Origin of the sequence: Leptolyngbya sp. FACHB-541 (assembly GCF_014695875.1) — a bacterium.
In the GTDB taxonomy this organism is placed as follows: domain Bacteria; phylum Cyanobacteriota; class Cyanobacteriia; order Elainellales; family Elainellaceae; genus JAAUTN01.
The window spans coordinates 36,339-62,236 of the sequence record NZ_JACJPC010000115.1 but is presented as its reverse complement, the minus strand read 5'-3'; the positions used below and the strand labels follow the sequence as shown (position 1 = coordinate 62,236).

The 25,898-nt window shown below is 48.4% G+C and carries 21 protein-coding genes; 9 read left to right on the top strand and 12 right to left on the bottom strand.

Annotation, left to right across the window (positions count from 1 at the left end):
• Positions 1-169: 169 nt before the first annotated feature.
• Positions 170-3,307, top strand: a complete 3,138-nt coding sequence (locus H6G00_RS25140) for a response regulator (RefSeq protein ID WP_190798829.1) — start codon at positions 170-172, stop codon at positions 3,305-3,307.
• Between the two features lie 22 nt (positions 3,308-3,329).
• Here the strand turns inward: H6G00_RS25140 and H6G00_RS25135 are convergent, their stop codons facing one another.
• The gene (locus H6G00_RS25135; protein WP_190798828.1) at positions 3,330-3,761 is read right to left on the bottom strand and encodes an anti-sigma regulatory factor; all 432 of its coding nucleotides are present in this window, start codon (positions 3,759-3,761) and stop codon (positions 3,330-3,332) included.
• 209 nt (positions 3,762-3,970) lie between these two features.
• Here H6G00_RS25135 and H6G00_RS25130 point away from each other — a divergent pair, with 209 nt between their 5' ends.
• On the top strand, positions 3,971-5,101 hold the full coding sequence (locus H6G00_RS25130; RefSeq protein ID WP_190687458.1) for a SpoIIE family protein phosphatase: 1,131 nt from the start codon (positions 3,971-3,973) through the stop codon (positions 5,099-5,101).
• Between the two features lie 5 nt (positions 5,102-5,106).
• On the opposite strand, the gene H6G00_RS25125 is transcribed toward H6G00_RS25130, so the two are convergent.
• The gene (locus tag H6G00_RS25125) at positions 5,107-5,442 is read right to left on the bottom strand and encodes an STAS domain-containing protein (RefSeq protein WP_190687456.1); all 336 of its coding nucleotides are present in this window, start codon (positions 5,440-5,442) and stop codon (positions 5,107-5,109) included.
• A 494-nt stretch (positions 5,443-5,936) separates the two neighbouring features.
• Between H6G00_RS25125 and mrdA the strand changes: the two genes are divergently transcribed.
• From mrdA to H6G00_RS25110, 3 genes are all read left to right on the top strand, one after another.
• The gene (gene mrdA / locus H6G00_RS25120; RefSeq protein ID WP_190645124.1) at positions 5,937-7,712 is read left to right on the top strand and encodes a penicillin-binding protein 2; all 1,776 of its coding nucleotides are present in this window, start codon (positions 5,937-5,939) and stop codon (positions 7,710-7,712) included.
• A gap of 148 nt (positions 7,713-7,860) precedes the next feature.
• Positions 7,861-8,328 carry a hypothetical protein gene (locus tag H6G00_RS25115; protein ID WP_190798827.1) on the top strand — a complete coding sequence of 156 codons (468 nt, stop codon included), beginning with the start codon at positions 7,861-7,863 and terminating at the stop codon, positions 8,326-8,328.
• Between the two features lie 288 nt (positions 8,329-8,616).
• Positions 8,617-9,384 carry a MinD/ParA family protein gene (locus H6G00_RS25110; RefSeq protein WP_190645126.1) on the top strand — a complete coding sequence of 256 codons (768 nt, stop codon included), beginning with the start codon at positions 8,617-8,619 and terminating at the stop codon, positions 9,382-9,384.
• Positions 9,385-9,453: 69 nt separating this feature from the next.
• Here H6G00_RS25110 and H6G00_RS25105 read toward each other — a convergent pair whose 3' ends face one another.
• Both H6G00_RS25105 and H6G00_RS25100 read right to left on the bottom strand, forming a co-directional pair.
• Positions 9,454-11,007 carry an adenylate/guanylate cyclase domain-containing protein gene (locus H6G00_RS25105; RefSeq protein WP_190798826.1) on the bottom strand — a complete coding sequence of 518 codons (1,554 nt, stop codon included), beginning with the start codon at positions 11,005-11,007 and terminating at the stop codon, positions 9,454-9,456.
• Positions 11,008-11,286: 279 nt separating this feature from the next.
• Positions 11,287-11,625, bottom strand: a complete 339-nt coding sequence (locus H6G00_RS25100; protein WP_190645128.1) for a P-II family nitrogen regulator — start codon at positions 11,623-11,625, stop codon at positions 11,287-11,289.
• A gap of 252 nt (positions 11,626-11,877) precedes the next feature.
• Here H6G00_RS25100 and H6G00_RS25095 point away from each other — a divergent pair, with 252 nt between their 5' ends.
• Complete coding sequence (locus H6G00_RS25095; protein WP_190798825.1) at positions 11,878-12,516, top strand: hypothetical protein; 639 nt, start codon at positions 11,878-11,880, stop codon at positions 12,514-12,516.
• Between the two features lie 128 nt (positions 12,517-12,644).
• Here the strand turns inward: H6G00_RS25095 and H6G00_RS25090 are convergent, their stop codons facing one another.
• Complete coding sequence (locus H6G00_RS25090) at positions 12,645-13,775, bottom strand: geranylgeranyl reductase family protein (RefSeq protein WP_190645130.1); 1,131 nt, start codon at positions 13,773-13,775, stop codon at positions 12,645-12,647.
• 505 nt (positions 13,776-14,280) lie between these two features.
• Between H6G00_RS25090 and H6G00_RS25085 the strand changes: the two genes are divergently transcribed.
• Positions 14,281-14,445: a family 2 glycosyl transferase gene (locus H6G00_RS25085; protein WP_190645131.1), complete on the top strand. Its 165-nt coding sequence runs from the start codon at positions 14,281-14,283 to the stop codon at positions 14,443-14,445.
• 12 nt (positions 14,446-14,457) lie between these two features.
• Here H6G00_RS25085 and frr read toward each other — a convergent pair whose 3' ends face one another.
• The 5 genes from frr to H6G00_RS25060 form a co-directional block, all read right to left on the bottom strand.
• Positions 14,458-15,006 (bottom strand): ribosome recycling factor, encoded by a 549-nt coding sequence (gene frr / locus H6G00_RS25080; RefSeq protein ID WP_190645132.1) that lies wholly within the window; start codon positions 15,004-15,006, stop codon positions 14,458-14,460.
• Entirely contained in the window at positions 14,993-15,721 is a 729-nt protein-coding gene (gene pyrH / locus H6G00_RS25075; RefSeq protein ID WP_190645133.1) for a UMP kinase, read from the bottom strand. The genes frr and pyrH overlap by 14 nt, the downstream gene beginning before the upstream one ends.
• Positions 15,722-15,801: 80 nt before the next feature.
• Positions 15,802-16,347, bottom strand: a complete 546-nt coding sequence (locus H6G00_RS25070; RefSeq protein WP_190798824.1) for a thioredoxin family protein — start codon at positions 16,345-16,347, stop codon at positions 15,802-15,804.
• Between the two features lie 183 nt (positions 16,348-16,530).
• Positions 16,531-19,194 carry a response regulator gene (locus tag H6G00_RS25065; RefSeq protein WP_190798823.1) on the bottom strand — a complete coding sequence of 888 codons (2,664 nt, stop codon included), beginning with the start codon at positions 19,192-19,194 and terminating at the stop codon, positions 16,531-16,533.
• Positions 19,195-19,217: 23 nt separating this feature from the next.
• Positions 19,218-19,586, bottom strand: coding sequence for a response regulator (locus H6G00_RS25060; RefSeq protein WP_190798822.1), 369 nt, complete (start codon positions 19,584-19,586; stop codon positions 19,218-19,220).
• A 545-nt stretch (positions 19,587-20,131) separates the two neighbouring features.
• Here H6G00_RS25060 and selD point away from each other — a divergent pair.
• Positions 20,132-22,426: a selenide, water dikinase SelD gene (gene selD, locus H6G00_RS25055; protein ID WP_347278223.1), complete on the top strand. Its 2,295-nt coding sequence runs from the start codon at positions 20,132-20,134 to the stop codon at positions 22,424-22,426.
• A gap of 96 nt (positions 22,427-22,522) precedes the next feature.
• Positions 22,523-23,554, top strand: coding sequence for a tRNA 2-selenouridine(34) synthase MnmH (gene mnmH / locus H6G00_RS25050; protein ID WP_190798821.1), 1,032 nt, complete (start codon positions 22,523-22,525; stop codon positions 23,552-23,554).
• Here mnmH and H6G00_RS25045 read toward each other — a convergent pair.
• Together H6G00_RS25045 and H6G00_RS25040 are read right to left on the bottom strand one after the other, a co-directional pair.
• Positions 23,551-24,300, bottom strand: coding sequence for a hypothetical protein (locus H6G00_RS25045; RefSeq protein ID WP_190798820.1), 750 nt, complete (start codon positions 24,298-24,300; stop codon positions 23,551-23,553). The genes mnmH and H6G00_RS25045 overlap by 4 nt on opposite strands.
• 4 nt (positions 24,301-24,304) lie before the next feature.
• Positions 24,305-25,777: a DUF697 domain-containing protein gene (locus tag H6G00_RS25040; RefSeq protein ID WP_190798819.1), complete on the bottom strand. Its 1,473-nt coding sequence runs from the start codon at positions 25,775-25,777 to the stop codon at positions 24,305-24,307.
• Positions 25,778-25,898 lie beyond the last annotated feature (121 nt).

Sequence of the window (25,898 nt, the reverse complement as noted above, 5' to 3'; positions counted from 1 at the left end):
AAGGTGAAGTTTTGGTTTGGATAGACCCGTTATATTGCAATTCATCTGTATCTAAATCTCCTAATCACTGATGTAAGCAGCAGCAAAACCACGCTCGTACCCGTTCGAAAAAAGCTTATCGGTATAGAAGGGTTGCTTTTGCCTACTTTGCTAATTGTTTGCTAATCGCATGACGCAGCACCAACAGGCAGAACTAGAAATGAGGCGATGGAGTCAACTGCTTCAGGGCGTTGCGCGAGCCACTAACCAGCTTCTAACCAGCACAAACTATAGCCTGGCGCTCGACGAAGCCTTGCAGATTCTTGGACAAGCTGCTGAGGTTGACCGGATTTGCATTTTTGAAAACCACCTGGTACCGGGTAAATCATCGCTACATACCAGCCTTCGCCATGAATGGACGCAAGATCCTAGCTTGGCTCAGTTAGGCAACCCGGCTCTACAAAATTTGCCCTACAAAGAGTCCTGCTATTGGTACAACACACTGCACCGAGGCGAGACGATCGCCACTCTGGTTAGAGATTTACCATTCCCTGAACAGTCCCTACTCAAAGCACAGGGCGTTTTGTCTATTCTAGTGGTGCCCATTCTAGTCAACGGCAATTTCAAGGGGTTTATTGGCTTAGACGATTGCCATTCTGAGCGTCAATGGTCTGAAGCCGAAGAATCTACTCTGCTAGCGTTGGCAGGAGGAATTGGCGGCGTTTTAGAGCGACGACGAGCAGAAGCAGAACTGCAGCGTCAGAATCAGCGATCGCAACTCCTCGCAGACATCGCCCTCCGTATTCGTCAGTCGCTTAATCTAGAAAAGATTTTGACCACTACCGTAGCCGAGGTCAGACGCTTCCTTCGGGCTGACCGGGTACTGATGTATCGCTTTGAGTCTGATTGGATGGGCAGGGTCGTGGTTGAATCCGTAGAACCGCCGTGGACAGCTGCGCTAGGCGAATTGATTGAAGATACCTGCTTTAAAGAGGGGCAGGGCGAGCAATACCATCAAGGGCGAATTTGGGCTGCTGACGACATCCAGCAGGCAAACCTGACCCCTTGCCACTTCGCCTTGCTAGACCGCTTTCAGGTACGGGCAAACCTAGTGGTGCCAATTCTTGCTAGTCATCAGCTTTGGGGCTTGCTGATTGCCCATCAGTGTGGTCAACCTCGCCAATGGCAAAGCTTTGAAGTGGAATTTTTAGGACAGCTTGCTAACCATGTAGGCATCGCAATTGTTCAGGCACGGTTGCTAGCTCAAGAGGTGCAGCAGCGGCAGCAGCTTGCACAACAAAACCTGGCGCTAGAGCAAGCTCGCAAAGAAGCAGAGCAAGCCTCTCAAATGAAAAGTGCATTTCTGGCGATCGTCAGTCATGAAATTCGTACACCCATGAATGCTGTTCTGGGCATGACCGGTTTGTTGCTAGATTCTCAGCTCAACCCTGAACAGCAAGATTTCGTAGAAACTATTCAAATGAGCGGTGACAGTCTGCTGATGTTAATTAATCAAATTCTAGATTTCTCCAAATTAGAAGCTGGAGAAATGGAGTTAGAAGTTTTAGATTTTGATTTAAAGAACTGTGTTGAAGAAGTTGCTGAACTTTTGGCAACCAAGGCACACGAAAAAGGAGTTGAAGTTGCAACTTTAATTTATCGCAATGTGCCAACTTATCTACGCGGTGATGCCAACCGCCTGCGGCAGATTTTGACCAATTTGGTTAACAATGCAATCAAATTTACAGATGTTGGAGAGGTCGTTATTCAAGCGGCATTAGTAACAGAAACACCGTCTTCGGCAACTGTCATGTTTTCCGTCTTTGATAGTGGCATTGGCATTGCGCCAGAATCTCAGGCAAGGCTGTTTCAGCCCTTTTCGCAAGTCGATGCTTCAACGACTCGCAAATATGGCGGAACGGGACTGGGATTGGCAATTTCTAGGCAGCTTGTGGAATTGATGGGTGGACAAATTGGACTGGAAAGTACCTTAGGGCAAGGGTCAAAGTTTTGGGTTTCACTTACGTTTGATAAGCAAACAGTTCCCCCTGTTCCGCCTGTCGCTAAAGAAACGATTCAAGTGTTGAGTGGGTTAAGGCTGCTGATTGTTGATGACAATGCGACCTATCGCAAAATTTTGCGCTATCAAGCAATGGTTTGGGGAATGCAAGTGACTGAGGCTGAGAGTGCGGCGATCGCTCTGCAACAGTTGCGTCAAGGTGCTCTGTCTGATGCTCCCTACAATCTGGCACTCTTAGACATTCAGATGCCAGAAATAGATGCAAAATCACTAGCGCAACAAATTAAAGCTGACGCTACTTTGGCAGATACCCACTTGGTTATGATGATGACCTCCGTTGATTTGGCATCCGGTGTTCATCGGGCATTAGAACTCGATTTTTCTGCCTATCTAGTAAAACCCGTGAGACAATCACGGCTTTTGGAATGTTTTCTATCTCTTGCCTCTGACAGTCTTGCCAGCACCGAAAATCCACAGGAAGTTACCCAGGAGGTCCCGCCAGAGCGTCCAGTCGCTGTATTGCCTGCTGAATCTAACCTCAAAATTTTGTTAGTCGAAGACAATGTTGTTAATCAGAAGGTAACGTTAAAACAACTCAACAGTTTGGGATTTAAGGCAGATTTAGCTGCTAATGGTCAAACAGCTATAGAGGCGATCGCTCAGATCGATTACGATATCGTTTTGATGGATTGCCAAATGCCCATACTGGATGGATACGAAGCAACTCGCCTGATTCGTAAAATGGAGCAGGAAAGGCTAACTCAACGTCAAACTGTGATTATTGCAGTTACTGCTAATGCGCTTCAAGAAGACCAGGAGAGAGCGATCGCCGCTGGGATGGACGATTACTTGAGCAAACCTGTACGTAAGGATGTATTAGCCGCCATGTTAGATCGTTGGGGAAAAGCCATTCTGACAGATTCAGCTGCCCTGCAAGATCAGTCAACGACGCCCGATGCGGCGCGTGATGCCCTTAACACTCAACTCAACTGGAAGCATCTGCATCAAATCTCTGACGGCAACCGCGAATTTGAACTGGAGCTACTACAAATTTTTGTTGAAGACAGCCAAATTCACCTTGAAACATTGAAAGGGGCGATCGCTAATCAAGACCTGTGGCAAGCTGAACAGGCTGCCCATCACATTAAGGGAGCCAGTGCTAACGTGGGTGCCAAAATCATGCAGGCTGCTGCGGAGCATCTAGAGCAGCAGGCTCGCCAAAAACAGCTTCAAACCCCTGAGCGTTTTCTAGCAGAAATTGAACTGTCTCTTGACAAAATTCGAGCCTTCGTCGAAGCCAAAATCTGAACTGGAGTTGGGTCATTACCCCTTAAGCAGGGGCACTAAACTTCTTCGCAATAAGCAAACAGTTTCGGCGATCGCCAGTTTGGGTATAGGTAAGTGAATCTGATAGTTGTTGCATCAACTTTAAGCCTCTTCCTCCTTCTGCATCAGAATCGACTTCTAGCGGCATCTGGTTTAATTGTTGGGTTAAATCAAACCCTGATCCAACATCCCAGATGCGAATCTCCAGTAGCTGGTCAAACAAGGTAATTTCTATATCGATCGGTGTCTCTTGAGGAGAGTTTTTATGGGCATGGCGCACTGCATTTGTAAAACCTTCTGCTAGAGCTAACTGGCACTGTAGCCAGATCGAGGGTGGAATAATAGCGCTGTTAAACTGATCAAACCAAGACAGAATATGAGTCAGCGCACCAAGATCTGTATTAACTTGAAGATGTGCCTGTTTAACGACTTCCAACTGAAAACATCCTGATATAAAAAATGTCTAATGCTGACAACGTGGCATTTCGTAATGTGTATAGTCTTGCAAAATCAAACCTTAAACATCAACTCGGAGCGCTATACGTTAATGATCTATAGCAATCCTAAATGGATTGTGAGAGGCACACCTCTGAGAAACGCGCTTCTCACAAATCACTTATCTCACACTTGATTTAGGACTGCTATATGGCACAAATATTAGTCATTGATGACGATCCTATTATTAGATTAATTTTAAGAAAATCACTCCAAGGTCAAGGGCATACTGTTACAACAGTGGACAATGGTGAAGCTGGGTTAGAGCAGGCACAAAACCTCCACCCAGCGTTAATTATTTGTGACTGGATGATGCCCGGAATTGATGGACTGGAAGTTTGTCGGCAGGTCAAGTCCAACTTAGAGCTTTCCACAACATTTTTTATCCTACTAACCGCCCGCGGTGCAACAGCTGACCGTGTTCAAGGTTTGGATACAGGCGCGGATGATTTTCTCGCTAAACCAATTGAGCTGACCGAGCTACAGGCAAGAGTGCGGGCTGGACTGCGATTACACCAGCTTACCCGTGACCTGCAAACCCAAAAACAACTTCTAGAGGCAGAATTAGCAGAGGCAGCCGAATACGTACGATCGCTGCTCCCTGCTCCCTTGGTCGGCAAGATTTCTATCGATGCCCGGTTCATCCCCTCTCGCCAGTTGGGGGGAGATTGTTTTGACTATTTTTGGCTCGACCCAGACTATCTAGTCATTTATCTACTCGATGTTTCAGGACATGGATTAGGAGCAGCTTTACCGTCAATCGCAGTATTAAATTTGTTGCGATCGCAGTCCTTACCCGATGTCAACTTCTACCAACCCCATGATGTTCTTCGAGGGTTAAACGAAACCTTTCAAATGAATAGCCAGAACGAGAAATATTTCACGATTTGGTACGGCGTTTATAATCAGGCTAAACGTCAGATGACCTACGCGAGTGCTGGACATCCACCCGCAGTTTTGGCATCTAACACTGAAAATGGAGCGTTAGAAGTTCAGTTGCTCAAAACTCCAGCGCTACCGGTCGGCATGTTAACGGACGTTTCCTTTACAAGTAGCCGTTGCGAGATTCCAGTAGGCGGTAATCTATATGTGTTTAGTGACGGCGTTTATGAAATACGTCAAACCAATGAAGAAATTTGGGGACTAGAGCCGTTCATTGATTTGCTAACCAAGCAGGGAAATACTTCTAACCTGGATGAACTGTTAGAAACAGTTCATTTGCTCAGCAACGAAGCAGCCTTTAATGACGATTTATCCCTACTTAGAGTTCGTTTTGATTAATCTGCCTAAAGTGAATTAGTACAAGTCGTTAAGACTTGCTGGTTAAACTCTGCTCGATCTGTAAATACCTCAAACACTCGATCCATACTGGTGAGTTCAAATAGCATTTTCACCTGATCATTGATTGAGCAGATGTAGAGCTTGCCGCCTGCTGCTCGAACTGTTTTAAGTGCGACAACCAGCGCGCCTAAGCCTGAACTATCAACAAACGTTACGTCTTTCAGGTCGATCAATACAATTCCTGCGTTTTGTTCCACTACATCAGCAACCTCGCGTCGAATTTCGGTTGCTTTTGTGCTGTCTAGGATGCCAGCAGGTTGTATCACTTTGATAGTTTTCATGGCTTATGTCCAAGTGCGGCGTTGGATGAGGGCTACTACCTCTTCATACTGCCCACATTGCCTCTAGCTCTAACGTGTGAGAACGCGATAGCCATGCATGAAAAACTGAAACAGAAACTGCAAAACAGGTGACGTTGGGGTAAAACACCTGCTATGAATTGGGAAACAACAGTAGTCTTGTCACCTTGAAGTTAGTGCTTTCCTATCCTAAAAATTGCTGGGTGCTGTTTTTATTGGTGCAAGCTCAGCTCAAGCTGACAAAGATAAAAGTTTTAGCGAAGTTTTAATCTTCGTCTTGTACTCTACTTGCAACCCCCATCAGTGTCTTAACCGCTAAAAATCCGGATTTGGATCACTCATTGAGGGATGGTAACAAAGCAAGGGGCTTAAAAATTTCTATATAAGTGCCCGAGGGAACTGCAAATTTAACCGCAAACCGAGAAATTTGTGAAATCCCAAGACACCGTACACTAAATTTTGCGGACGCAGTGCAGATGGCTAGTGGAATTTCTTATGCATCCGATAGACGCTCTGCCAAAACTTCCCTGCTGCGATCAGCCAGCCGGGACAAGTTGGTATGGCGTGGAGTATTTTTAATGCTTTTTACGACTGCAATCATGAGCGCATTTGTGGTGCGTCTCACTCATTTGCAGTTGGTTCAGGGCGAGTTTAACCAGCGCCTTGCAGAACAAAATCGGGTTCGACTGATCCCAATTCCTTCTGATCGAGGCAATATTACTGATCGCGACGGGAAACTGTTTGCAGCCAACCGGTTGGCCCGTTCTGTATATCTTTGGCCGCGTCAACAGTCACCCGAACAGTGGCAGGTGACGGCTTCTCGCCTCAGCCCGTTATTAAATACGCCAGCCGCAGAAATCATTGAGCAACTGGAGAAGGCGGGCTACAACTCACCGATGCCTGTCCGAATTACTCAGCAACTCAATCAAAGTGCGTTTGTCGCTTTGGCTGAGCAGTCGGCTCAGTTTCCTGGTGTAGAAACGATCGCCGAGTCGAGTCGCTATTATCCTCATGGCGATTTGGCAGCTCACGTGCTGGGCTACATTGGCGAGGCGACTGAGGAAGACTTGAAGGAGAACCCGGATTATCCATATGGCATGATCGTGGGGCAAATGGGGATCGAGCGGTTAGCCAACGCTGAGCTAGACGGTCGCTGGGGCAGTCGTAAGGTTGAGGTGAATGCACGAGGGCAAGAATTACGCTGGATGGGTACGGACCCTGCTGTGGCAGGTAATCAGGTGCGGTTAACACTGGATTTGGATTTACAGCAGACGGCTGAGCGAGCGCTTGCTCAACGCCGAGGGGCAGTGGTGGTAATGGATGTAAAAACGGGGGCAGTGCTGGCGATCGCCAGCGGTCCTAGCTTTGATCCCAACATCTTTACCCGTCGCGTTACAGAGTCAGAGTGGCAACAACTCAACGGAGACACCCAGCCGTTCCTAAATCGGGCTTTGCAGGGCTATCCTCCTGGCAGCACATTCAAAATTATCACAGCCGTAGCGGGCTTGCAGTCGGGTAAGTTTTCTCCCAGCTCTATCGTGAATACCTACGCTTCGATTAATGTTGGTGGCACGGTTTTCAATGAGCATAGCGGTGGCTACGGTCCGATTGGGTTTCGCAAGGCGATGGCGGTCAGCAGCAATACCTTTTTCTATCAAGTTGGCATTGCCGTTGGGCCAGAGCAAATCGCGCATTGGTCAGAAGCACTGGGCATTGGGATCACTGATTTGGGGTTAGATGGAGGCAGCCGGGGATCTGTGCCTACCCCAGCTCAAAAAGAAGAACTGTATGGCGAACCCTGGTATACGGGTGACACGGTGAGTATGTCAATTGGGCAGGGTTTGGTTCAGGTTACACCATTGGAGATGGCTGTTTTGACAGCGGCGATCGCTAATGGTGGGTGGCGCGTCAAACCCCACTTGCTCACAAGTCAAACTGAAACCCTGTCCGCAGAAAGAGTCGCAACTGGCATAACTCCAGAAAACCTTGAAGCCGTTAAGTCTGGATTGGTTGCAGCTGTGCAGGAAGGAACTGCTCGTCGGCTAAATGATGGTTCTATTCCTTTGACGGCTGGCAAAACGGGTACTGCAGAAGTACCGGGTCAAAAAGATAACGCGGTATTCGTGGGTTATGGACCGGTGGATGATCCTCAGATTGCGATTGCAGTAGTTGTTGAAGGTGGCGGGTTCGGCGGAGTAACTGCTGTCCCAATTGCCCATGAAATCTACAAAACCTACTTTGGACAGCGCTGATCGGCAGCTTGGTTAGGGAGGAATTTTAGAGGTAGAAGGATTGTTTTACCTCTAAAATTCCTCCCTAAAGCAAGGGCTCTAAGGTTTAGGGTGTAGATGTAAGTCGTTGGCTTACATTTTGTACCTTAGCTAAAGGGAAAGGTTTCCCATGCGCCAGATTATTTTTGTCTGCTTAACGCTCGTGCTGTTGATACTGGTAAGTGCTTGTAGTCCAGCACTGAATTCGGACGCGGTTAACCTGGAGACAGCCCCATTGGAAGCAGATAGCCCATCTCCAACGGCAACAACCACAGATCCTTCTGACTCAGCAGCGGACAATCTGAATCAAAGGTCATCTGGGGATGCTACTGCGGTTTTGCCTGATTCATTAACAGAGCACCTTAAATCATTTTTGGCAGCAGAGACGGGGATCACTAGTGGGGCGATCGCCCTACAACAGTTTGAACCAGTAGATTGGAATAACGCTTGCATAGGAGTTCCCAGTCCAGAAGAGTTCTGCGCTGAGATGATCACACCCGGATACCGCGTCGTGTTCAACACTCCTAATGGAGCCTATGTTGTGCACACGGAGCAGTCAGGGCGAACCATTCGCCTGGCTGAGGGTCCTTCTGATTAACATCCTTAAAGGTAGAAAAGGGCAGGGGTAACGTCTACCAATTTGCATTACATTGGCGTTATGATGCTACACGCAACCAAGGTAGAGACTTGCAGAAAAATTTTCTGAATTGGGAATACCTACTCTCAAAATGATTTTCGGGAATCAAACCAGATTAGGCTGAATCAGGGTGAACTGACTTGAATGTTGAGGTTGAGCTAGCAGCAGATCCAAATTGAAGATAGGTTGTTTTAGCCACAGTAAGCTGCATTCGGTTGTCTCCAACTTCCTTCGGCTAGAGGTAAACCCATGTCTATGATCGTTTCGATCCATTCCTACCGTGGCGGAACGGGTAAGTCCAATTCAACCGCTAATCTGGCTGCAACGATTGCCCGTCATGGCTATCGGGTTGGTGTGGTCGATACTGATATTCAATCTCCTGGAATTCACGTTCTCTTTGGTTTTGATGAAGACCAGATTGACCGCTCGCTCAATGACTATCTTTGGGGTCGCCGTACTATCCAGGAGGTTGCCTATGATGTCACCTCAGTCTTAGAGGGAAAAGGCACTGAACGCAGCAAGCTCTTCTTAGTACCTTCTAGTGCCAAAGCTGGAGAAATTGCCAAGGTGCTGCGAGAAGGCTATGACGTAGGATTGCTCAATGATGGCTTTCAAGACCTGGTTAAAGCGTTGAGGTTGGACTACCTGCTAATTGATACGCATCCGGGACTCAATGAGGAAACGTTGCTGTCGATCACCATTTCTGATGTGCTGGTGCTAATTTTGAGACCCGATCAGCAGGACTATCAAGGAACGGCCGTTACGGTGGATGTGGCTCGTAAGCTAGAAGTTCCTAAGCTGTTAATGGTGGTTAACAAAGCGCCCACCGTCTTTGATTTTGATTTACTCAAGCAAAAGGTTGAGGAGGCTTATAGTGCTGTAGTCGCTGGAGTTTTGCCTCACTCCGATGAAATGATGGTGCTGGCTAGCGCAGGCATATTTTCGGTGAAATATCCTCAGCATCCCCTGAGTCGAATTGTGGAAGCGATCGCTCAGCAAATTATGAGCAAACGCTAATCCTCGGCTGTCACTCTAGACGTGATTCTAGATCAGAAGGCGCACTCCTTCTCGTCTTTTTCGGTACTTCTATAGCTGGCTTTGCAAGGCAAAGATAGCGGTTGGTAAAACTTTGCCCTTGAGGGCGATCTTCCCTAATGGCTCACCGCTGAACTGGGGGGCGATCGCTCCATAAACCTGCTCCGTCACCAAAATCTGATTGGGGGTTGCCTGCATGGACAATCGCGCTGCCGTATTCACGGGATCACCGAGAATATTAAATTCTCGCCTGCCTCTGGGTTCACCAATCTCGGCAGCAAATACAAAGCCAGACGCGATTCCAATCCGGCAGGTGACTTCTGCAGGTTGACCTTCAACCATCAGCGTAGACAGTTTCATCACGATTTCCTGTATTGCTGTAGCTGCTCTAGCCGCCCGCACAGCGTCATCTGTGTGAGCATCCAAAACGCCAAAGTAGATTAAGATATCCGACCCAACCAGATGATAGGTGACTTTTTGTAGAATGCCGCCGTGCGATCGCACTGCCGCATGAACTAAGGCAAACGTGCGCGAAAAGCTGCCGACTACATCCTTAACCTCATCTGAGGTCGCTTTATCTATCGACTCCGGAAAGCCAACCAAATTAACAAAAACGACAGTAGCTTCTGGAAAATTTGGTGAAATTTGGCGTTTTGCAGCACTTTCAACTAACAAATTGAGAATTGGCGTGGACAAATAGCTGGCAAGCGGCTCGATTCGCTTTACTGCTTCTTGAATTTCAGCAATCAATCCTTGTGGGCTGCGATCGAGTAAGAGGGAGCTGGAAAGGCGGCGACGACTGGGTGTGATGTCATATTCCCCTAGCTGGTCCAGCAGGAGGTCATCCTTGACCAAGACATGATCTGCATTGAGATCTGCATTCAGAGACTCAAGCCGGAATTTGCTTCGAAGGCGATCGCCCACCTTATCCGTTAGACAAACTCTGCCTACCTCACCTGCCCCCTCCGCATGTTTTGCCTGCTGTACCGTACTGCCCAATAGCACATGCGCCATTCGCATCGGTGTGCCGATGTCTGCTGTAAGAAAGCGTCCAGTATGAATCCCTACTCGCATCTCCAGACAAAATTTGCCTTGAGGTGTTTCTATATCCTCAAAATGAGCCATTGCCCGCTGCATTCGCAAGCCTGCTCGCACCGCCTGAGCAGCATCACTCTCATATGAGTCAGCTAGAAACTGCACCAGTATTGCATCCCCTGTGAACTCAAGCAGATCGCCACCTGATTTGCTCACGATCTCGACCATCTCGGAGAAATAGCGATTGAGTATGTCCAGCAGCAGCAGCGCGCCTTGCTGACCGTGGGCTGCGTTTGCCTCCATTAAAGGGGTAAAACCTGCTAGGTCAGTGAATAACAGCGTGCCCTCTTGCCAGGAATAACGCACCTCACCTGGACAGGGCGGCAATTCTAGAACCTGCCGGGGCATATAGCCGTGTAAAACATGTTGAAGCGTTCGCAAATGCTCAAACACCCGCATTAAGCTATTGGGCAACGGCTCAACCCAAATTTCTGCATATAAGCTAGCGGGCAAAAGCTGCCGCAATCGTAACTCAATTGCTGCCAAATCAGGAGCAGAGTCAAACAGCATCAAGTCCTACCCAATGGAATATGAACTGAACTATAGCAATTCTCCATTTGTAGAAATTGTTTTGAAGGCTAATCGCCTTGCCTGTTTAAGTTCAGTTGGTAGGGCAGAACCTTCAAGTCAAATTTTGATCGGATACGCAAAATTCCTGCCTGAAAGCCTCGCTCCAAAAAATCAGGCACAATTTTCCCTCTTGTCGAGATGTGATAACTCGCTGTCTCGGCAAGAGGGAATAGAGTATGCCCTGGAAGGGCAGTGTGTTGTTTAAAGGGCTTTTAGTGCTTAAATGGCTTCTAAATTTTTCTCGCCTGTACGAATGCGGATGATTTCGTCCACGGGCGTGATGAAAATTTTGCCATCGCCAATTTCGCCAGTGCGGGCAGCGACGATAATTTTTTCGACGACCATGTCAACCTGATCATTCTCTACAACGATCTCGACTTTCAGTTTTTGTAAAAATTCAACTGTATACTCTGAACCGCGATAGCGTTCGGTCTGTCCTTTTTGCCGTCCAAATCCTCGAACTTCAGAAACGGTCATGCCGACAATGCCTGCATTTACCAGTGCAATCTTGACTTCATCTAGCTTAAAAGGGCGAATAATTGCTTCAACCTTTTTCATGTATCCCTTCACTCCTTACTCGGTTCACTAATGCGCTTACTAGCATGAATGTTTCTACCACCGCTAGGAAGTGATATTTTGTAACATTCAATACATTTTACGGTAGAGCTATCAATCCTCATCTTGCCACTACCGTCTTTCAAAATCGGGTTTTGTTTAACTTGCATCTTTAAGGAATACGAAGTAGACAAATTCCAGATTGAGCGGATTGGGCACTACTTAGCATAATGGCAGTAGGGAGGTTGGGGAATTATGGAGCAGGGAATTAGTTTGGTGACAAAGGTCAAAAGTCAGGTCACAGATCGGCTGACAGCAATGTTTGGAGAAGCTCAGAACGCTGCTGCTAGTTTTTCTGAGCAGGCAACCCAGACGATTGCCCAGCCTATTCATCAAACTAAAGCAACCCTAACTGAAACGGCAGCAAGTGCTAGGACCTCCCTGGATGGAATGATTGGTGGAACAATGCAGCGCGGTGGACGTATGGGAAATGCTTTTGGAGAAGGAATGCAGAACGTTGTCTTAGGTTCCTTTCAAGACTGGCTGACAACTCACCCGATGTTGGCGTGGCTGATTATGCATCCGCTCTATGCTTTGGCGATCGGGCTGTTGCTGTTGGTGCTGCTGTGGGGACTGATTGGGGCGATCGCCAACCTGGTGCAGCAAGCCTGGGTTGCTTTACTTCACGCCCCGCTGAGGCTGATTCACTGGGTCTGGTGCAGCATCATTAGTTTGTTTACGGTTGCTACCTTGCCTAAGTCCGCTCCTGAACCAGACAAAAACCAGCGGCTAGCCGATTTGCTGAACCAACTAGAAGCAATTCGCCTGCAACAAGATCAACTGCTTGAAGAAGTGAAAGCGATTCTGGCACTAGAAGCCTCTAAGCAACCTTGAAAGGTTTGAAATTTAAGCTTCGCTTGGGGGCGTAGCATTCGGGCAGAAATCCTCGGTCTGGTTCAGAGTTCATCTGCTGAATGCTACGCCCTTAAGGACTGCGGTAGTGGAAGGGTAACTGTAGCAACCTATCCCATACCCGGGATCAGCCCCGCACCTAGCCGCTTCATCGCTCGATTAGCAACGTCTGCATAACGCAGCTCGCCACACAAGATTTTGACCATCCGCTCAGTTGCGGAAGGGCGCTTGACTCCTACCCGGTAGCCAATGCCAGGTGCCCGGTAAAAGATCCCAGCGAGGCGTTGGGCCCAGACCATGTCAGCGCCCCATTCATCGCTAATGACTTGGGTATAACGTTCCAGGGCATTTTTGTCCCCAGCGATCGCCCCATCAATTGCCTCTGCTGCTTTTACTCCAGTAAAGATGGAAGGACGAATCCCTTCAGCAGTAAACGGATCAACAACACAGGCAGCTTCACCCGCTAGCAGCGCGTTTTGCGTATGCAGCTTTTGGTTGCCATCCCACAAGCAAAGCGGATGTCCATATTGCTGCGTGGTCTTAAGGTCAATGCCAAACAGGGTAGCGTATTCGGTCAAGATTGCTTTGAAATCTTGCTGCTCACCACCCCGGAAGGTGCCTACACCAATCGAGTAGCCATCTGCCTTAGGGAAGTTCCAGATATAGCCATTCTTGACCATACCAAACTCAAAATGAGCAGATTCGGGGTCTTTCACATTGGCTGCTGCTTCGGCTTCTAGCGCTCCCGCAAAACGGCGTTTGCGGTCTTTGAAACCAAGCCATTTTGCCATTGACCCTTTAGCTCCATCCGCTGCAATCACGTAGCGTCCGGTGACGGGCCCATTTGCAGTATTAACTTGCCAGTGGTCACTCTTAAACTCAATTCCTGTAACTTCGGTATTGTCACGGAGTTCTGCGCCTTGCTTCTGCGCCTGCTGCACGAGGAAATGGTCAAATACATCCCGCCGCACCATCCAAATGGGTTCTGAGTCCTTTAGCTTTGCTTCGACTGGATCGCCCATTTTCCAGGTATAGCGAATCGCATTGACCTTGATTGAAATCGCAGGGCTAAAGTCGAAGTCAAACCACTCAGCTACTTGTGGCGATACGCCACCGCCACAAGGCTTATAGCGGGGCAGGGAAGCTTTTTCTAGCACTAAAACTGAGCGTCCGCGCTTTGCCAGATGATATGCCGCAGTGCCACCGGCTGGCCCTGCGCCCACAATAATGCAATCAAACATAAGCTTTGAATCTAGCTCCTAGTACACCAAATTGATCTGGTAGTTACACTGGGCATTCTGCTACTCAACCCCAAAACTACGTAGTTCACAGTCTAGAATCCAGGCTGGCTGTGATCACGTTTTTAGCGAAAAGTTTTCTGAAACTTCCATGAAGGAGAGTTGAAGAATCAGCTTTAATGCTTCAACTCTGAGGAAGTTGATGCAGTTCTTTATCTTCAATGCGTTTTGTTTACCCAGAAATCCGGACAGTGCTAAGCAATGCCGGACAGTGAATTCTTGTATGTGACGGAACAGGCATTGTGCTTGTGATTTAGATCAAATTGGACATTTGCACGGAGTACAAAGTCCTGATGAAGCTCATAGGATTGTGTATGAAAGATTGATGAAGTCACCTTGAGTCAAAAGGGTACTTCCAGGATTAGACCTTCTTCATGCTGTGGGCTGTGGCGAAACCATCGCCCACAGCATTTATTCTAAGCTTGTTGTGATTCACGAGGATAGGACTATGATTTGGCAACTTTGCATTCAATACGCCAACGGCAGAGAGCGGGTTCTGCGCTCCTACAAAAATCGTGACGCTGCGCTCAAATGCGTAGATGCAATTTATGCACATGGCTATCCTCTGCATGTCGCTTACGTGGTGCGTCATGCACAGGTGCAAGTTGCATAAAGATTTGAGTCGTTAAACCTTCAGAATATCGGCTTCTTTTTCAGCCAGAAGGGTGTCTACTTTGGCAACGTACTTATCGGTCAGTTTCTGGATATTGTCCTGGATATCACGAGCCTCGTCTTCCGAAATTTCGCTACTTTTTTCTTGCTTGCGAACTGCGTCGATCGCATCTCGGCGAATGTTCCGAATCGCGACTTTGCCTTCTTCTGCAAACTTAGCAGCAACCTTGACTAATTCTTTACGGCGATCGCTAGTCAATGGTGGAATGTTTAACCGAATGGTGGAGCCATCATTATTCGGCGTTAATCCAATATCTGACAGCGAAATGGCCTTCTCAATCAGATTCAAAGCACCCCGATCGTAAGGTTGAATCGTAATCGTGCTAGCGTCAGGGGTGTTGATACCAGCCAGAGATTTGAGCGGCGTGGGGCTGCCGTAATATTCCACCATCACCCGATCTAAAATCGCTGCGTTTGCTCGCCCAGTACGAATCGTGTTGAAGGAGCGCTGAGTCGCTTCAATCGATTTCTGCATCTGGCTTTCAATTTCAGCTAATTTCACAAGAACCTCTCACAATTGTTCCAATCGGCTCTCCCATCACGGCTCGGCGAATATTCCCCGAAACGGAAAGGTCGAACACGATGATAGGTATATCGTTATCTTTGCACAGAGCGATCGCCGTGCCATCCATCACGCGGAGGTCTTGGGTTAACACATGCCCGTAGGTCAGGGTTTGAAAGCGGCGAGCATTTGGATTCTTTCTCGGATCAGAGTCATAGACTCCATCGACCTTAGTTGCCTTAAAGACAACCTCGGCGTTGATCTCAGCCGCTCTCAGTGCCGCTGTCGTATCTGTGGTGAAGAATGGGTTGCCCGACCCTGCTCCAAAGATTACGACCCTGCCCTTTTCCAAGTGGCGAATTGCTCGACGGCGAATGTAGGGTTCAGCTACTTCCTGCATCTCAATGGCCGTTTGGACGCGTGTCGGAACGCCAATTTGCTCTAGTGCATCTTGTAGCGTCATTGCATTCATCACCGTGGCAATCATGCCGATATAGTCAGCCGTTGCCCGATCCATTCCGGCAGCCGCGCCCTTGACTCCACGAAAGATGTTGCCGCCACCGACGACGATTGCGACTTGCACTCCGTTTGCGACGACGGCTGCGACCTCTTGAGCGATGTCTTGCACAACTTTTGGGTCGATCCCATAGGAAAGGTCGCCCATCAGTGCTTCACCGCTCAGCTTCAACAAAACCCGCTGGTAAGTTATCCCCATGCAGTGACAATTTTTAACTCAGGTTGCTCCACCTAAGATAACAGCACAGGTGTAATTCCGTGAAATTTAGGTAGCCACTTTTACTGCCGCCATTTGACGGAGCAGCCGACTGAGTTAGTGGAAGGTACTGTAACTGAGCCGTGGGTCAAGAGTTGGGCGATCGCATCTCGTAAATAAGTTACTCGAACTGTCTCCGGGTCTTGAGCGTTGTCATCAATCAGTCCACTGTAGCGGAGAATACCTGAGCGATCGATTAAAAACGCTTCTGGTGTTCTCTCGGCTCCAAATGTTTTGGCAACATCCTGCGTGACATCACGTAAGTAAGGAAAATTAAGCTGCTGTTCTGCTGCAAACTGTTTCATATTCTCGAAACTGTCATCGGGATAGCGCTTATCGTCATTGGCATTGATCCCAATCAACGTGAATCCCTGACCTTGAAAATCAGACTGAATCTGCTTTAAACGGCTCAGATATAGCTGCACGTAGGGGCAGTGGTTGCACATAAAAATTACGCCCACTGCAGGAGCTTTCTCCAGGTAGCGAGCTAGATGATGCACCATGCCGTCGATTCCCGGCAGCTCAAAATCAGGAGCGTAGCTGCCGATGGGAGTTCCTGTTTTTTCCATGAGAGCTTGCGTTGCCTGACTAAAGGGGTCATTGGTTATTCGTCATTGGTCATCGGTCATTGGTCCTTGGCAGACGCAAACAAGCGACGAGCGACAAATGACAAACCAGCTAGAATTCCTGTTGCTCAAACAAGATATCCATAATCTATAGACTAATTGACTAGCTGTAAACTCAGTTGACCCTCACCCGCGCGCTCTCCCCACAACGCTTAGTGTTTGCTCAACAATTTGAATCAAGGCTTCTGTGCCGACCGCCTGTTTGCTAACCAGGGTTGCCAACCCTTGTTTGAGGTAGGCTTTTTCGGCTGAAGTCAGGTCAGCCCCAGTCATAACTAACACTGGAAGCGTTAGCGTATTTCGGTCTGAACGCAGGAACTGCAGCACTTCAAACCCATTGATCTGTGGCATCAGCAAATCGAGAATCAGCAGGTCAGGTAACTGCTGCTGAATGTACTCAAGCGCCTGTTTGCCGTTTTCAGCTTCGATAAAGTGTACGTCTGCCGTCTCATCGAGAGACTCGATCACCTGCTGGCGGAAGTTTGGATCATCATCCACAACTAACAGAACTTTGCTGGAGGACTGCGGTAAGTAATGTTCGACTGCCTGCTGCAACAGTTCAGGAGCAGCCGTTTTAGGCAAATATTCAGCACCCTTAAAGACAAGTCCTTTAGTGTTTGGTTCTGTCATGGTAATCACCATGACGGGTAGTGATGCAAGTTGGCGATCGCCCTTAATGGCAACGAGAAAGTCCCATCCGTCCATTTCTCCAGCCAACAAAATGTCGAGAAATATCAGACGGGGTAAATGTTGCTGAATCAGTTCCAAAGCTTGTTCTGCAAATGCGGTGGAAACGATGTGTAAACCTGTGTGGCTAAATTCTTCTCGCAAAAGTTCGGTAAAGGCGGTATCGTCTTCGACTAGCAAAATATCGATCGCCCCCGAGGAATGGTTTCCATTTGTAATGGCTTTGGTTCCCTGAATGGCTTGGGGCAAGGTGAAGAAGAAGGTGCTGCCTTGTCCCAGTTCGCTCTCTACCCAGACTTGTCCGTCATGAGCTTCGATAATCTCTTTGACCAGCGCTAACCCCAATCCCGTTCCACCAATCTTGCGGGTGTTGGCGTTGTCTACTCGGTAGAATTTGGTGAAAAGGCGTGCCATTGCTTCGGGTGCCATGCCCATTCCCCGGTCGGTGATGCTGATTTGGACGAGGGCATCTTGTTGAACCGCAGAAATTACGACTTCTCCGCCATCTGGTGAATATTTAATGGCGTTGGAGACTAAATTGGAAAGTACCTGACGGATGCGATCGCTATCTGCTTTTACGTCTGGCAAACTATCTGGAGCTTCAACTCGAATCACGTGTAGTTTATCTGTTCCAGCAAATAGGTCTACTGTCTCATGTAGCAGAGGTACCACGTCAATTGGGGCAAAGTCGTAGTTTTGTTTGCCTGATTCAATCCGCTGAAGGTCGAGAAAGTCATTAATCAGATTGGTCAGACGCTTGCTTTCGTTTTGAATGATGGTGAGATACTGCCGCTGCTTTTCAGGAGAGCAAGCCTTACGCAACAGGATTTCACTAAAGCCGCGCAAACTGGTCAGCGGAGTCCGCAGCTCATGGCTGACTGTAGAGACAAATTCATTTTTCAGTCGCTCGACTTCTTTACGCTCTGTGTTGTTGCGGGCAACGCAAAATAGCAGTTGTTCAGTGGTAGACCAGCTGGCAGACCAAACAATGTCTATCCAAGAGCCGTCTTTGCGAACGTAGCGATTTTCAAAACCTGAGATGGATTTACCTGCAAGAGCTTCGGTGGCGATCGCCCGCGTTTTTTCCAGATCGTCAGGCACCACAAACTCTTCGTAAAATCGACCAATTAGCTCATAGGGGAGATAGCCCCAAGTCTTAAGAGAAGCTGGACTGACTTCTACAAAGCGGCCTTCCCCATCGATTGAACAAATCACATCTAGCGAATTATCGAGCAATGCTTTTTCTTTTCGAGCTGCTTCAGCAATTTGACGGTTGGCAGCTTGCAGCCGATCCTGTTTCTGGGAAATTTGATCGGCTGTAGCATAAAGTGCCTGATCCAACTGGCTAATTTCGTCCTCTCCTGGGATCGGTTCAGCTAAAGCCTCTCCGGCCGCGACCGCAAGGGCATTGTGCTGGAGTCGGTGAATTCGGCGAACAACACTAACGGTATAGAGATAATTGGCTCCCAAGCCCCCCACGATGCCAATGATTCCAGCTAGCCAAAGTGCTGCTCTGCTCAGTTCTCTTTCTTGTTCTAAAATCTGTTGTCGTTCTGCTAGCCGGTTTTCTTCGACAGCAATAAATTCCCCTAGCTTCTTACGCAGCATGTCCATTGCAGACTTTCCTCGAATCAATGTCTGCAAGCGTTCTCCCTCGGCTGCCAGCACGGCAGTACCCCTAGAGGGACTGAGCAGCGCTATATTACGCTGAAGCGAGACGAGCCTTTGATCAACGAGTTTAGAGATTACCTCTACTCGGTTCAACTGGTTGGGGTTTTGTTGGCTGAGCGACTCTAGTTGTTCAACAGCATCTAGCAGCTTGTCTTGAGCATTGGAGTAAGGTTCGAGAAACTCTGAGTTTCCGGTTAGCAAATAGCCCCGCACCCCTGTTTCTGCGTCTACCAGGAGCCGCAGGATTTGTTCGGAGTGTAGCTGCACTTCTTGAGTGTGCTTAACTTCCTGTTCGGCTAGTTCTACTCGTCGGCTGAGCAAGCTGGAGATTCCTATGGCGATCGCTAGGCACAGGATGGGGAGAGCAATTACGACTGTGCCTTTGCTACGGATTGACAGCCTAGACCAGAACCTAAAAAGTTGCTCAATCATGGGCATTAATTGGGTATCGCTTATCAAGCAAGAATTTCTTCGATCAATGTCAGAAGCTCTAGTGGGCTGAAGGGTTTAGTGAAATAGTGATTGACTCCCGCAGCTTTACCGATGGCAATGTCTTGCTGCTGTGATTTGGCAGTCAGCATGATGATTGGGCGATCGCGAAAGGTTGGGTTTTCGCGAAGCGCTTTACACACCGAAATCCCATCCAACACGGGCATCATGTTGTCCAGCAGAAATAGGTCAGGGCTAATCTGAGCTGCAATTTCCAAGGCTTGTTGTCCATCTTCAGCTTCATAGATGTCGTAATCTTCGTCCTCAAGTGTTGTTCGTACCAAGAGCCTCAGTTGAGGTTCATCATCTGCGATCAAAATGATTTTTTTGTCCATCGGAACCTAATTGTAAGAAATGTCCAAAATGGATCTTTGGGCGCAGTTATCAATTATGTTGACCGTTCGACCTAATAAATTGAGCCGAGTAGTCCAGATATTTTAAAACTGTAGAGTAAGTATCAATTCCCATAGCTATGTAATAGCCTCTTTTCGATAAAAAATCTGTCCTAAATACTACTCCTAAACTCGTATAAGAGCTTGAAAGCTCTGCCTTTTATGAATCGTGTGATCACTTCGAGTTAGTTTGACATGTCTTTGTTGAGTTTATTGCATCTAGCTATAAATTGTTCAAACGATGACATGAGTTTTGATTATACCTAATAACAAATACTAAGAAAGTTTTATCTTTCAAAAAATATTTTCATTGTTTTGCTGCCGATTAAAATTCATTTCTACTCACAAAAACTCGTACTTATACGGAAGAAAAGTATTAAGATCAAAGCTACTTGAAGAAAATTTATGAAAACGACGCGTGAAACTACTGAAACCTTGAAAAGGTTTTATTACTCAGTAACTTTTTAACTCCAATGAGGTAGTGTTTGGTGGAAGCAGGAAAGCAGCGATCGCAGCCAATCGTTCGAGATTTAGTATTGGTTGGAGGCGGGCACAGTCATGCGATCGCCCTCAAAAAATTTGGCATGAAGCCGCTGCTCGGTGTGCGGTTGACGCTGATCACCGATGTTGCCCACACACCCTATTCAGGAATGTTGCCTGGCTATGTAGCAGGGCTTTACAGTTTTGATGATTGCCATATTGATCTGCGCCCTCTGAGCCAATTTGCTCAGGCGCAAATGGTCATTGATCGAGCGATCGGTTTAGATCTAGAGCAAAATCGAGTGCTGTGTGCCAACCGTCCGCCGATCGCCTTTGACCTGCTCTCCATCGATATTGGCAGCACGCCAACTGCATCACCCGTTCCAGGAGCCTTGGAACATGCCACCCCAGTTAAACCCATTTCCCAATTTCTGCATTACTGGGAACAACTGGTAGAAGCGGTCACCCAAACTCCCCATCAACCTCTCAGGCTAGGCATCGTCGGAGGGGGAGCAGGCGGGGTAGAACTGGCACTGTCAGTGCAGGCGCATCTACAGCGGATTTATCAGGCTGCTGGACAGCCTTTGACCAACTTGGAATTGCACCTGTTTCATCGGGGTAGTCGCCTGTTGCCCGATCGCAATCCCTGGGTGGGTCAACAGCTAGGCAAGATTTTGAGCGATCGCGGTCTAGAGCTGCACCTGCAAGAGAGCGTTTCTGAGGTTAAGCCAGGGTTGGTCAGGTGCGAATCAGGGCTAAACGTAGAGTGCGATCGCGTTTTCTGGGTGACACAAGCTGCCGCCGCTCCCTGGCTGAGTAAGTCAGGCTTAGCAACCAATGCCCAAGGATTCATTCAGGTCAACGACGCGCTGCAATCTGTCTCTCATTCTCAGGTTTTTGCCGCTGGAGATGTCGCCACAATGGTAAGCCACCCACGCCCCAAGGCAGGTGTGTTTGCTGTCCGTCAGGGCAAACCGCTATTTCAAAATCTCCGCAATGCGCTGCTCAACAAACCGCTCAAGCCATTTATTCCGCAAAAGAAGTACTTGATTTTAGTAGGAACGGGCGATCGCGCCGCTCTCGCTTCCCGTGATCCCTTCGCCGTTGGGCCCTCTCCCCTTCTCTGGCGCTGGAAAGACCGTATCGATCGCAAATTCATGCGCCAGTTCACTCACCTCAAGCCAATGGGAGAGCCAGCCCTTAACCCTCAACTCCCAATCTCTAATCCCTACTCCCCAATCTCCAACCCCCCGTCCTCCATGCCCTGTGCAGGCTGTGGTTCCAAAGTTGGCAGTTCAACCTTAGAGAAGTCTCTAAAGCGCGTTCAGCAAGAGCAAGCCTGGACAAGTCGAAAAGATGTGTTGATTGGACTAGATGCTGCTGAGGATGCCGCTGTTCTACAGGTGCCAGCAGGACAGGCAATGGTGCAAACGGTGGACTATTTTCGCGCCCTGATCGACGATCCTTTCCTATTTGGGCAGATCAGCACCAATCATTGCTTGAGTGACCTTTTTGCAATGGGGGCTGAGCCACAGAGTGCGCTGGCGATCGCCACCCTTCCCTACGCCACCCCAGCCAAACTCGAAGAAACTTTATATCAACTGCTTTCAGGTGCAGTAAAAACACTCAATCAAGCTCAGGCTGTCCTGGTTGGTGGACACACCAGCGAAGGCCCAGATTTAGCATTCGGACTGTCATGCAATGGATTGGCTCATCCCGATCACCTCTTAAGAAAGAGCGGCATGAAACCCGGACACGTCCTGATTCTGACCAAAGCGCTGGGTACTGGGACGCTGTTTGCTGCCGATATGCAACTGAAGGCAAAAGGACGCTGGATCGAAGCTGCAATTCAGTCTATGTTGCTTTCTAATCAAGCAGCGTCAGCCTGTTTACGGGAACATGGAGCGATCGCCTGCACCGACATCACTGGTTTTGGACTCATAGGACACCTGGCAGAAATGCTTCGTTCTTCTCAAGCTTCCGTCGAATTAAATCTGGAAGCGATCCCAGTTATGGATGGTGCAGAAAATACGCTCCAGCAAGGTATTGTCAGTTCTCTTTATGCTCAAAACCTTCAAGCCTCCCGCCAAATTCAAAATCTCGATCAGGTAAGCAGTCATGCCCTATTTCCCCTGCTGTTTGATCCCCAAACATCGGGTGGGCTGCTGGCTGCTGTTCCTGGCGATCGCGCTAGCGACTGTCTCGCCTGCCTGCAATCTGCGGGATACCCTCATAGCCACATTATCGGTAACGTCCTTCCCTCCGCTCAGAGCAGGCTCCCCATTACGATAGTCAATAGATAGGGTAATTTCTGAAGTTCTCCTAACGTAGAACTAGCGAGCGGGCAAGATGCTGCTCCCTAGAATCCTAACCCTTAGTCCCCAGTCCCTAGCCCCTCCATGCCCCACTCCTTCCCGATTTCCGATTTCCTCAACACACCGGGCATCATCCTGGACGTGCGAAGTCCTAATGAGTATGCTCAGGGGCACATTCCCAATGCCAAGAGCTTTCCCTTGTTTACGGATGAAGAACGGGCACAGGTGGGGACTTGTTATAAGCAGCAGGGAAGAGAGCAGGCAGTGGAGTTGGGGTTTGCGATCGCGGGTCCAAAATTCGTTAACTTCATCACCCAGGCAAAAGCCTTGGCACCCGACAAACAGGTTCGGATTCACTGCTGGCGTGGCGGAATGCGGAGCGGAGCCGTCGCTTGGGTGCTGGAGATGGCTGGATTCCAAGTTTCTACGCTAAAAGGTGGCTATAAAACTTTTCGCAATTGGGCGCTGAACGCTTGCCAAACACCTAAGCCAATCATTACCTTGGGCGGCATGACGGGAACTGGCAAAACTAACATTCTCACTGCCTTGGCAGCCCAGGGTGCACAAACCCTGGATCTGGAGCAACTAGCAAGTCATCGAGGCAGCAGTTTTGGTAGTTTGGGTCTGCCGCCGCAGCCCTCGAATGAGCATTTTGAGAATCGAGTGGCGATCGCCTGGTCTAACTTTGACCCAGCCCAACCCGTTTGGATTGAAGCCGAAAGCTGTCGAATCGGCATTTGTCGGGTACCTGATCCGCTATTCCAGCAAATGATACAGGCTCCGATTATTCAGGTGGTTCGCCCACGTGCTGAGCGATTAGCGCTTTTAGTAGAGGTATATGGCTCAGCAAATATCGAGGAATTGATTGGTGCAACAGAACGAATTCGCAAGCGTTTAGGTGGATTGCGAACTCAGCAGGCGATCGCCCTGCTCCAACAGCGTCAGCTTACCGAGGCATTTGACCTGATTCTGGAGTACTACGACAAAACCTATCAATACGATTTAGAAAAGCGGAAAGTGCCGATTTATAGTGTTGATGTCACGGGTTTGTCAGACGCAGAAAGTGCTGCACTTTTACTCGAAAAAGCAAAGTTTTACTGTCAAGAACTCTGTTAAACTACTTTCCCTAGTTCTAAACGCTTACCAACAAACTGAAGACAAGCGTAAAGGATCAAATTCTCGCCAATTAATTCTGATAATTCTTCGTAGGCAATTCTCAAGTTTTCAACTGGTAACTCCAAAACTGTTTCATGTTCAATGCTTTGGTAAGAGCCAGCGTCAAGCAGAAAATCTTTAAGAATTTCAGACCCGTATCCACCCAGAACAAAAATCGCAATGCCTAGCAGTACTAGGTAAGTTTCTCTTTGAGATTGCCGCCAAAGTCGAATGAAGTCCTGTCCATGCCATACCATGATGCCTGCAAACAGATTGAGGTAAAGCCATTTCCAGTTTTGACCTGCTAGTAGTCGATGAAGCTGCAAATGAATTTTGAAAACTTCATCAACTGCGGCATAAAAAACTAACACTGCGAAGGTAATGAGGAAAGCCAGAGAAGGAATTTGGGCAGGCGATTTTTGGGAGCGGCTAAATAGTTTCTCCGGAGCAAAACCGTTTGATTTTTGAATAGAAACTTGATGGAAATATCGCTGTCCTAATATCCATAGAATGATGAGAGCGATCGCCAAAAAATGCAGCGCTTGCAGCAAAGATGGCACCGTAGCCTGACCATTAAAATCAAATGGCGGATAAGCCGTGCCCGTCGCCCGAATGCTGCTTAGATAAACCAGCAAAATTAGCGCTTCAACGATCAGCAGGCTAATCAACAATCGCTGACTAGCCTGCCGTACTCTATGGGATGCCATCAAGTTACTTAGCTGCACTACCAGGGAGCGCTGGCGTTGGCGCTGGGGCAAGGCGGCTAATTCCCTGCTGCACCAAAGCTTGGAGGAAAGCTGTTCGTTGGTTGTCCTGAAATACGGCTTTCAGTTTTTGAGTCAAACGACCAACCTGGAAAGGGGCTGCGTTTGGGTCAAGGACGTAGCTTTGCTCCTGGAAATACTCGATCAAGCTAAGCCCTGCTAAGCGAGTCAGATAGGCAGCGCTCAGTCCCTCCATCAAACCACCCGCTACAAAGGTGACGGCATGGCTCTTGAGCAAAGGACTGATCGCTTGAGCAGATAGCTCGACCAAGCCCAGCTTAACCATCAGGTCAGCTAGCGTACCTGTAGCTGTTTTTGCCTGCTGCAAGGAGAACTTTTGCTGATAAATCTCGCCCAAGTCAACAATCAGTTGAGTATTGACTGCAGCAGTCGCCAGCAAATCTAAACTTGGGACAGGGTTGGCAAAGGCAGCAGCAGCAGCAATCCACTGAGACTGCTCAATTAGAGGTAGGGCGCGATCGCGTCTCATCTGATTCAACGCATTCTGAACATCGAGTTTGAGCAAATTGACCTGACGCAGCACGGTAGATAAGACCAATCGCTGACCTTCTTCTGCCAAAACTTGAGTCAGGCGATCGCTCAACCCAGCTACATCAGCGGTAGGCTGCTCCAGTCGCTCTTGAACGCTTCCAGACTGGTATTGCCGCACTTTAACCGGCGCAGGAGCAGTGGCGATCGCCATCACATCTTCTGTAGCCAGTTGTCCTTGTACCCGTGCCCGAATCTGTTGCAACACCAATGGACGCTCATCAGGCAAATACTGATCCTGTTTATTGAACAGCAGCAAAACTCGCTGCTGTCGCGTTAGCAACTGCTGGATCGTCTGATACTCTGGGCTGGTCAAATCGCTAGCCGTGATGAACAGCACTAAATCGGCTGAATCAACTTCTGGTGCGAGCGTTTCCCCAGCTTCTCCAGGTTCAGCAAAAAGTCCAACGGTGTCACTGATAGAAATCTTTTGGGGTTGAGGTACCCAGTTCTCAGTCAAATATTGAGTTAGAGCTGTCTTACCAACAGATTGACCGCCTGCGATCGCCAAACGAACTTCATTGCGTTCTAGTTCAGCGGTTAGCTGGGTCAGTTTCTCCTGAAAGCTGGTGAGAGCGGCAGTCTGAGTTCCTGTGTTAGTTTCTGCTGCCAGTTGCTTCACTAAGGTTTCAACTGCGGACAGTGCTTTTTCTACAGCAGTCCGATCAACAGGTATCGCTGGAACCGTCAGGTCGAGCGGTTTGATCGATCGCTTGCGTAGCCACCAAAAGCCAGAACTGAGAGCAAGTGCCCCCCAAATGGCAGTACCGCTAAAATCAGCAACTCCAGGGTTGAGTCCGTGCAGTAACCAAACCCCAGCCGTCAACCCCAACCCTCCCACCAAAATGGGTTTCCGCAGCTTAAAATCCATTTAACCTTTGCCTCTCAATCCTGCGTTTGCCTTCGCTAGTACTTTCATTCTACTGAGTCCCAGCCCTGCTTCTGGAGGAATGGTCAAAATCGCTAATGATTTTTCATACACAAAAGCCCTG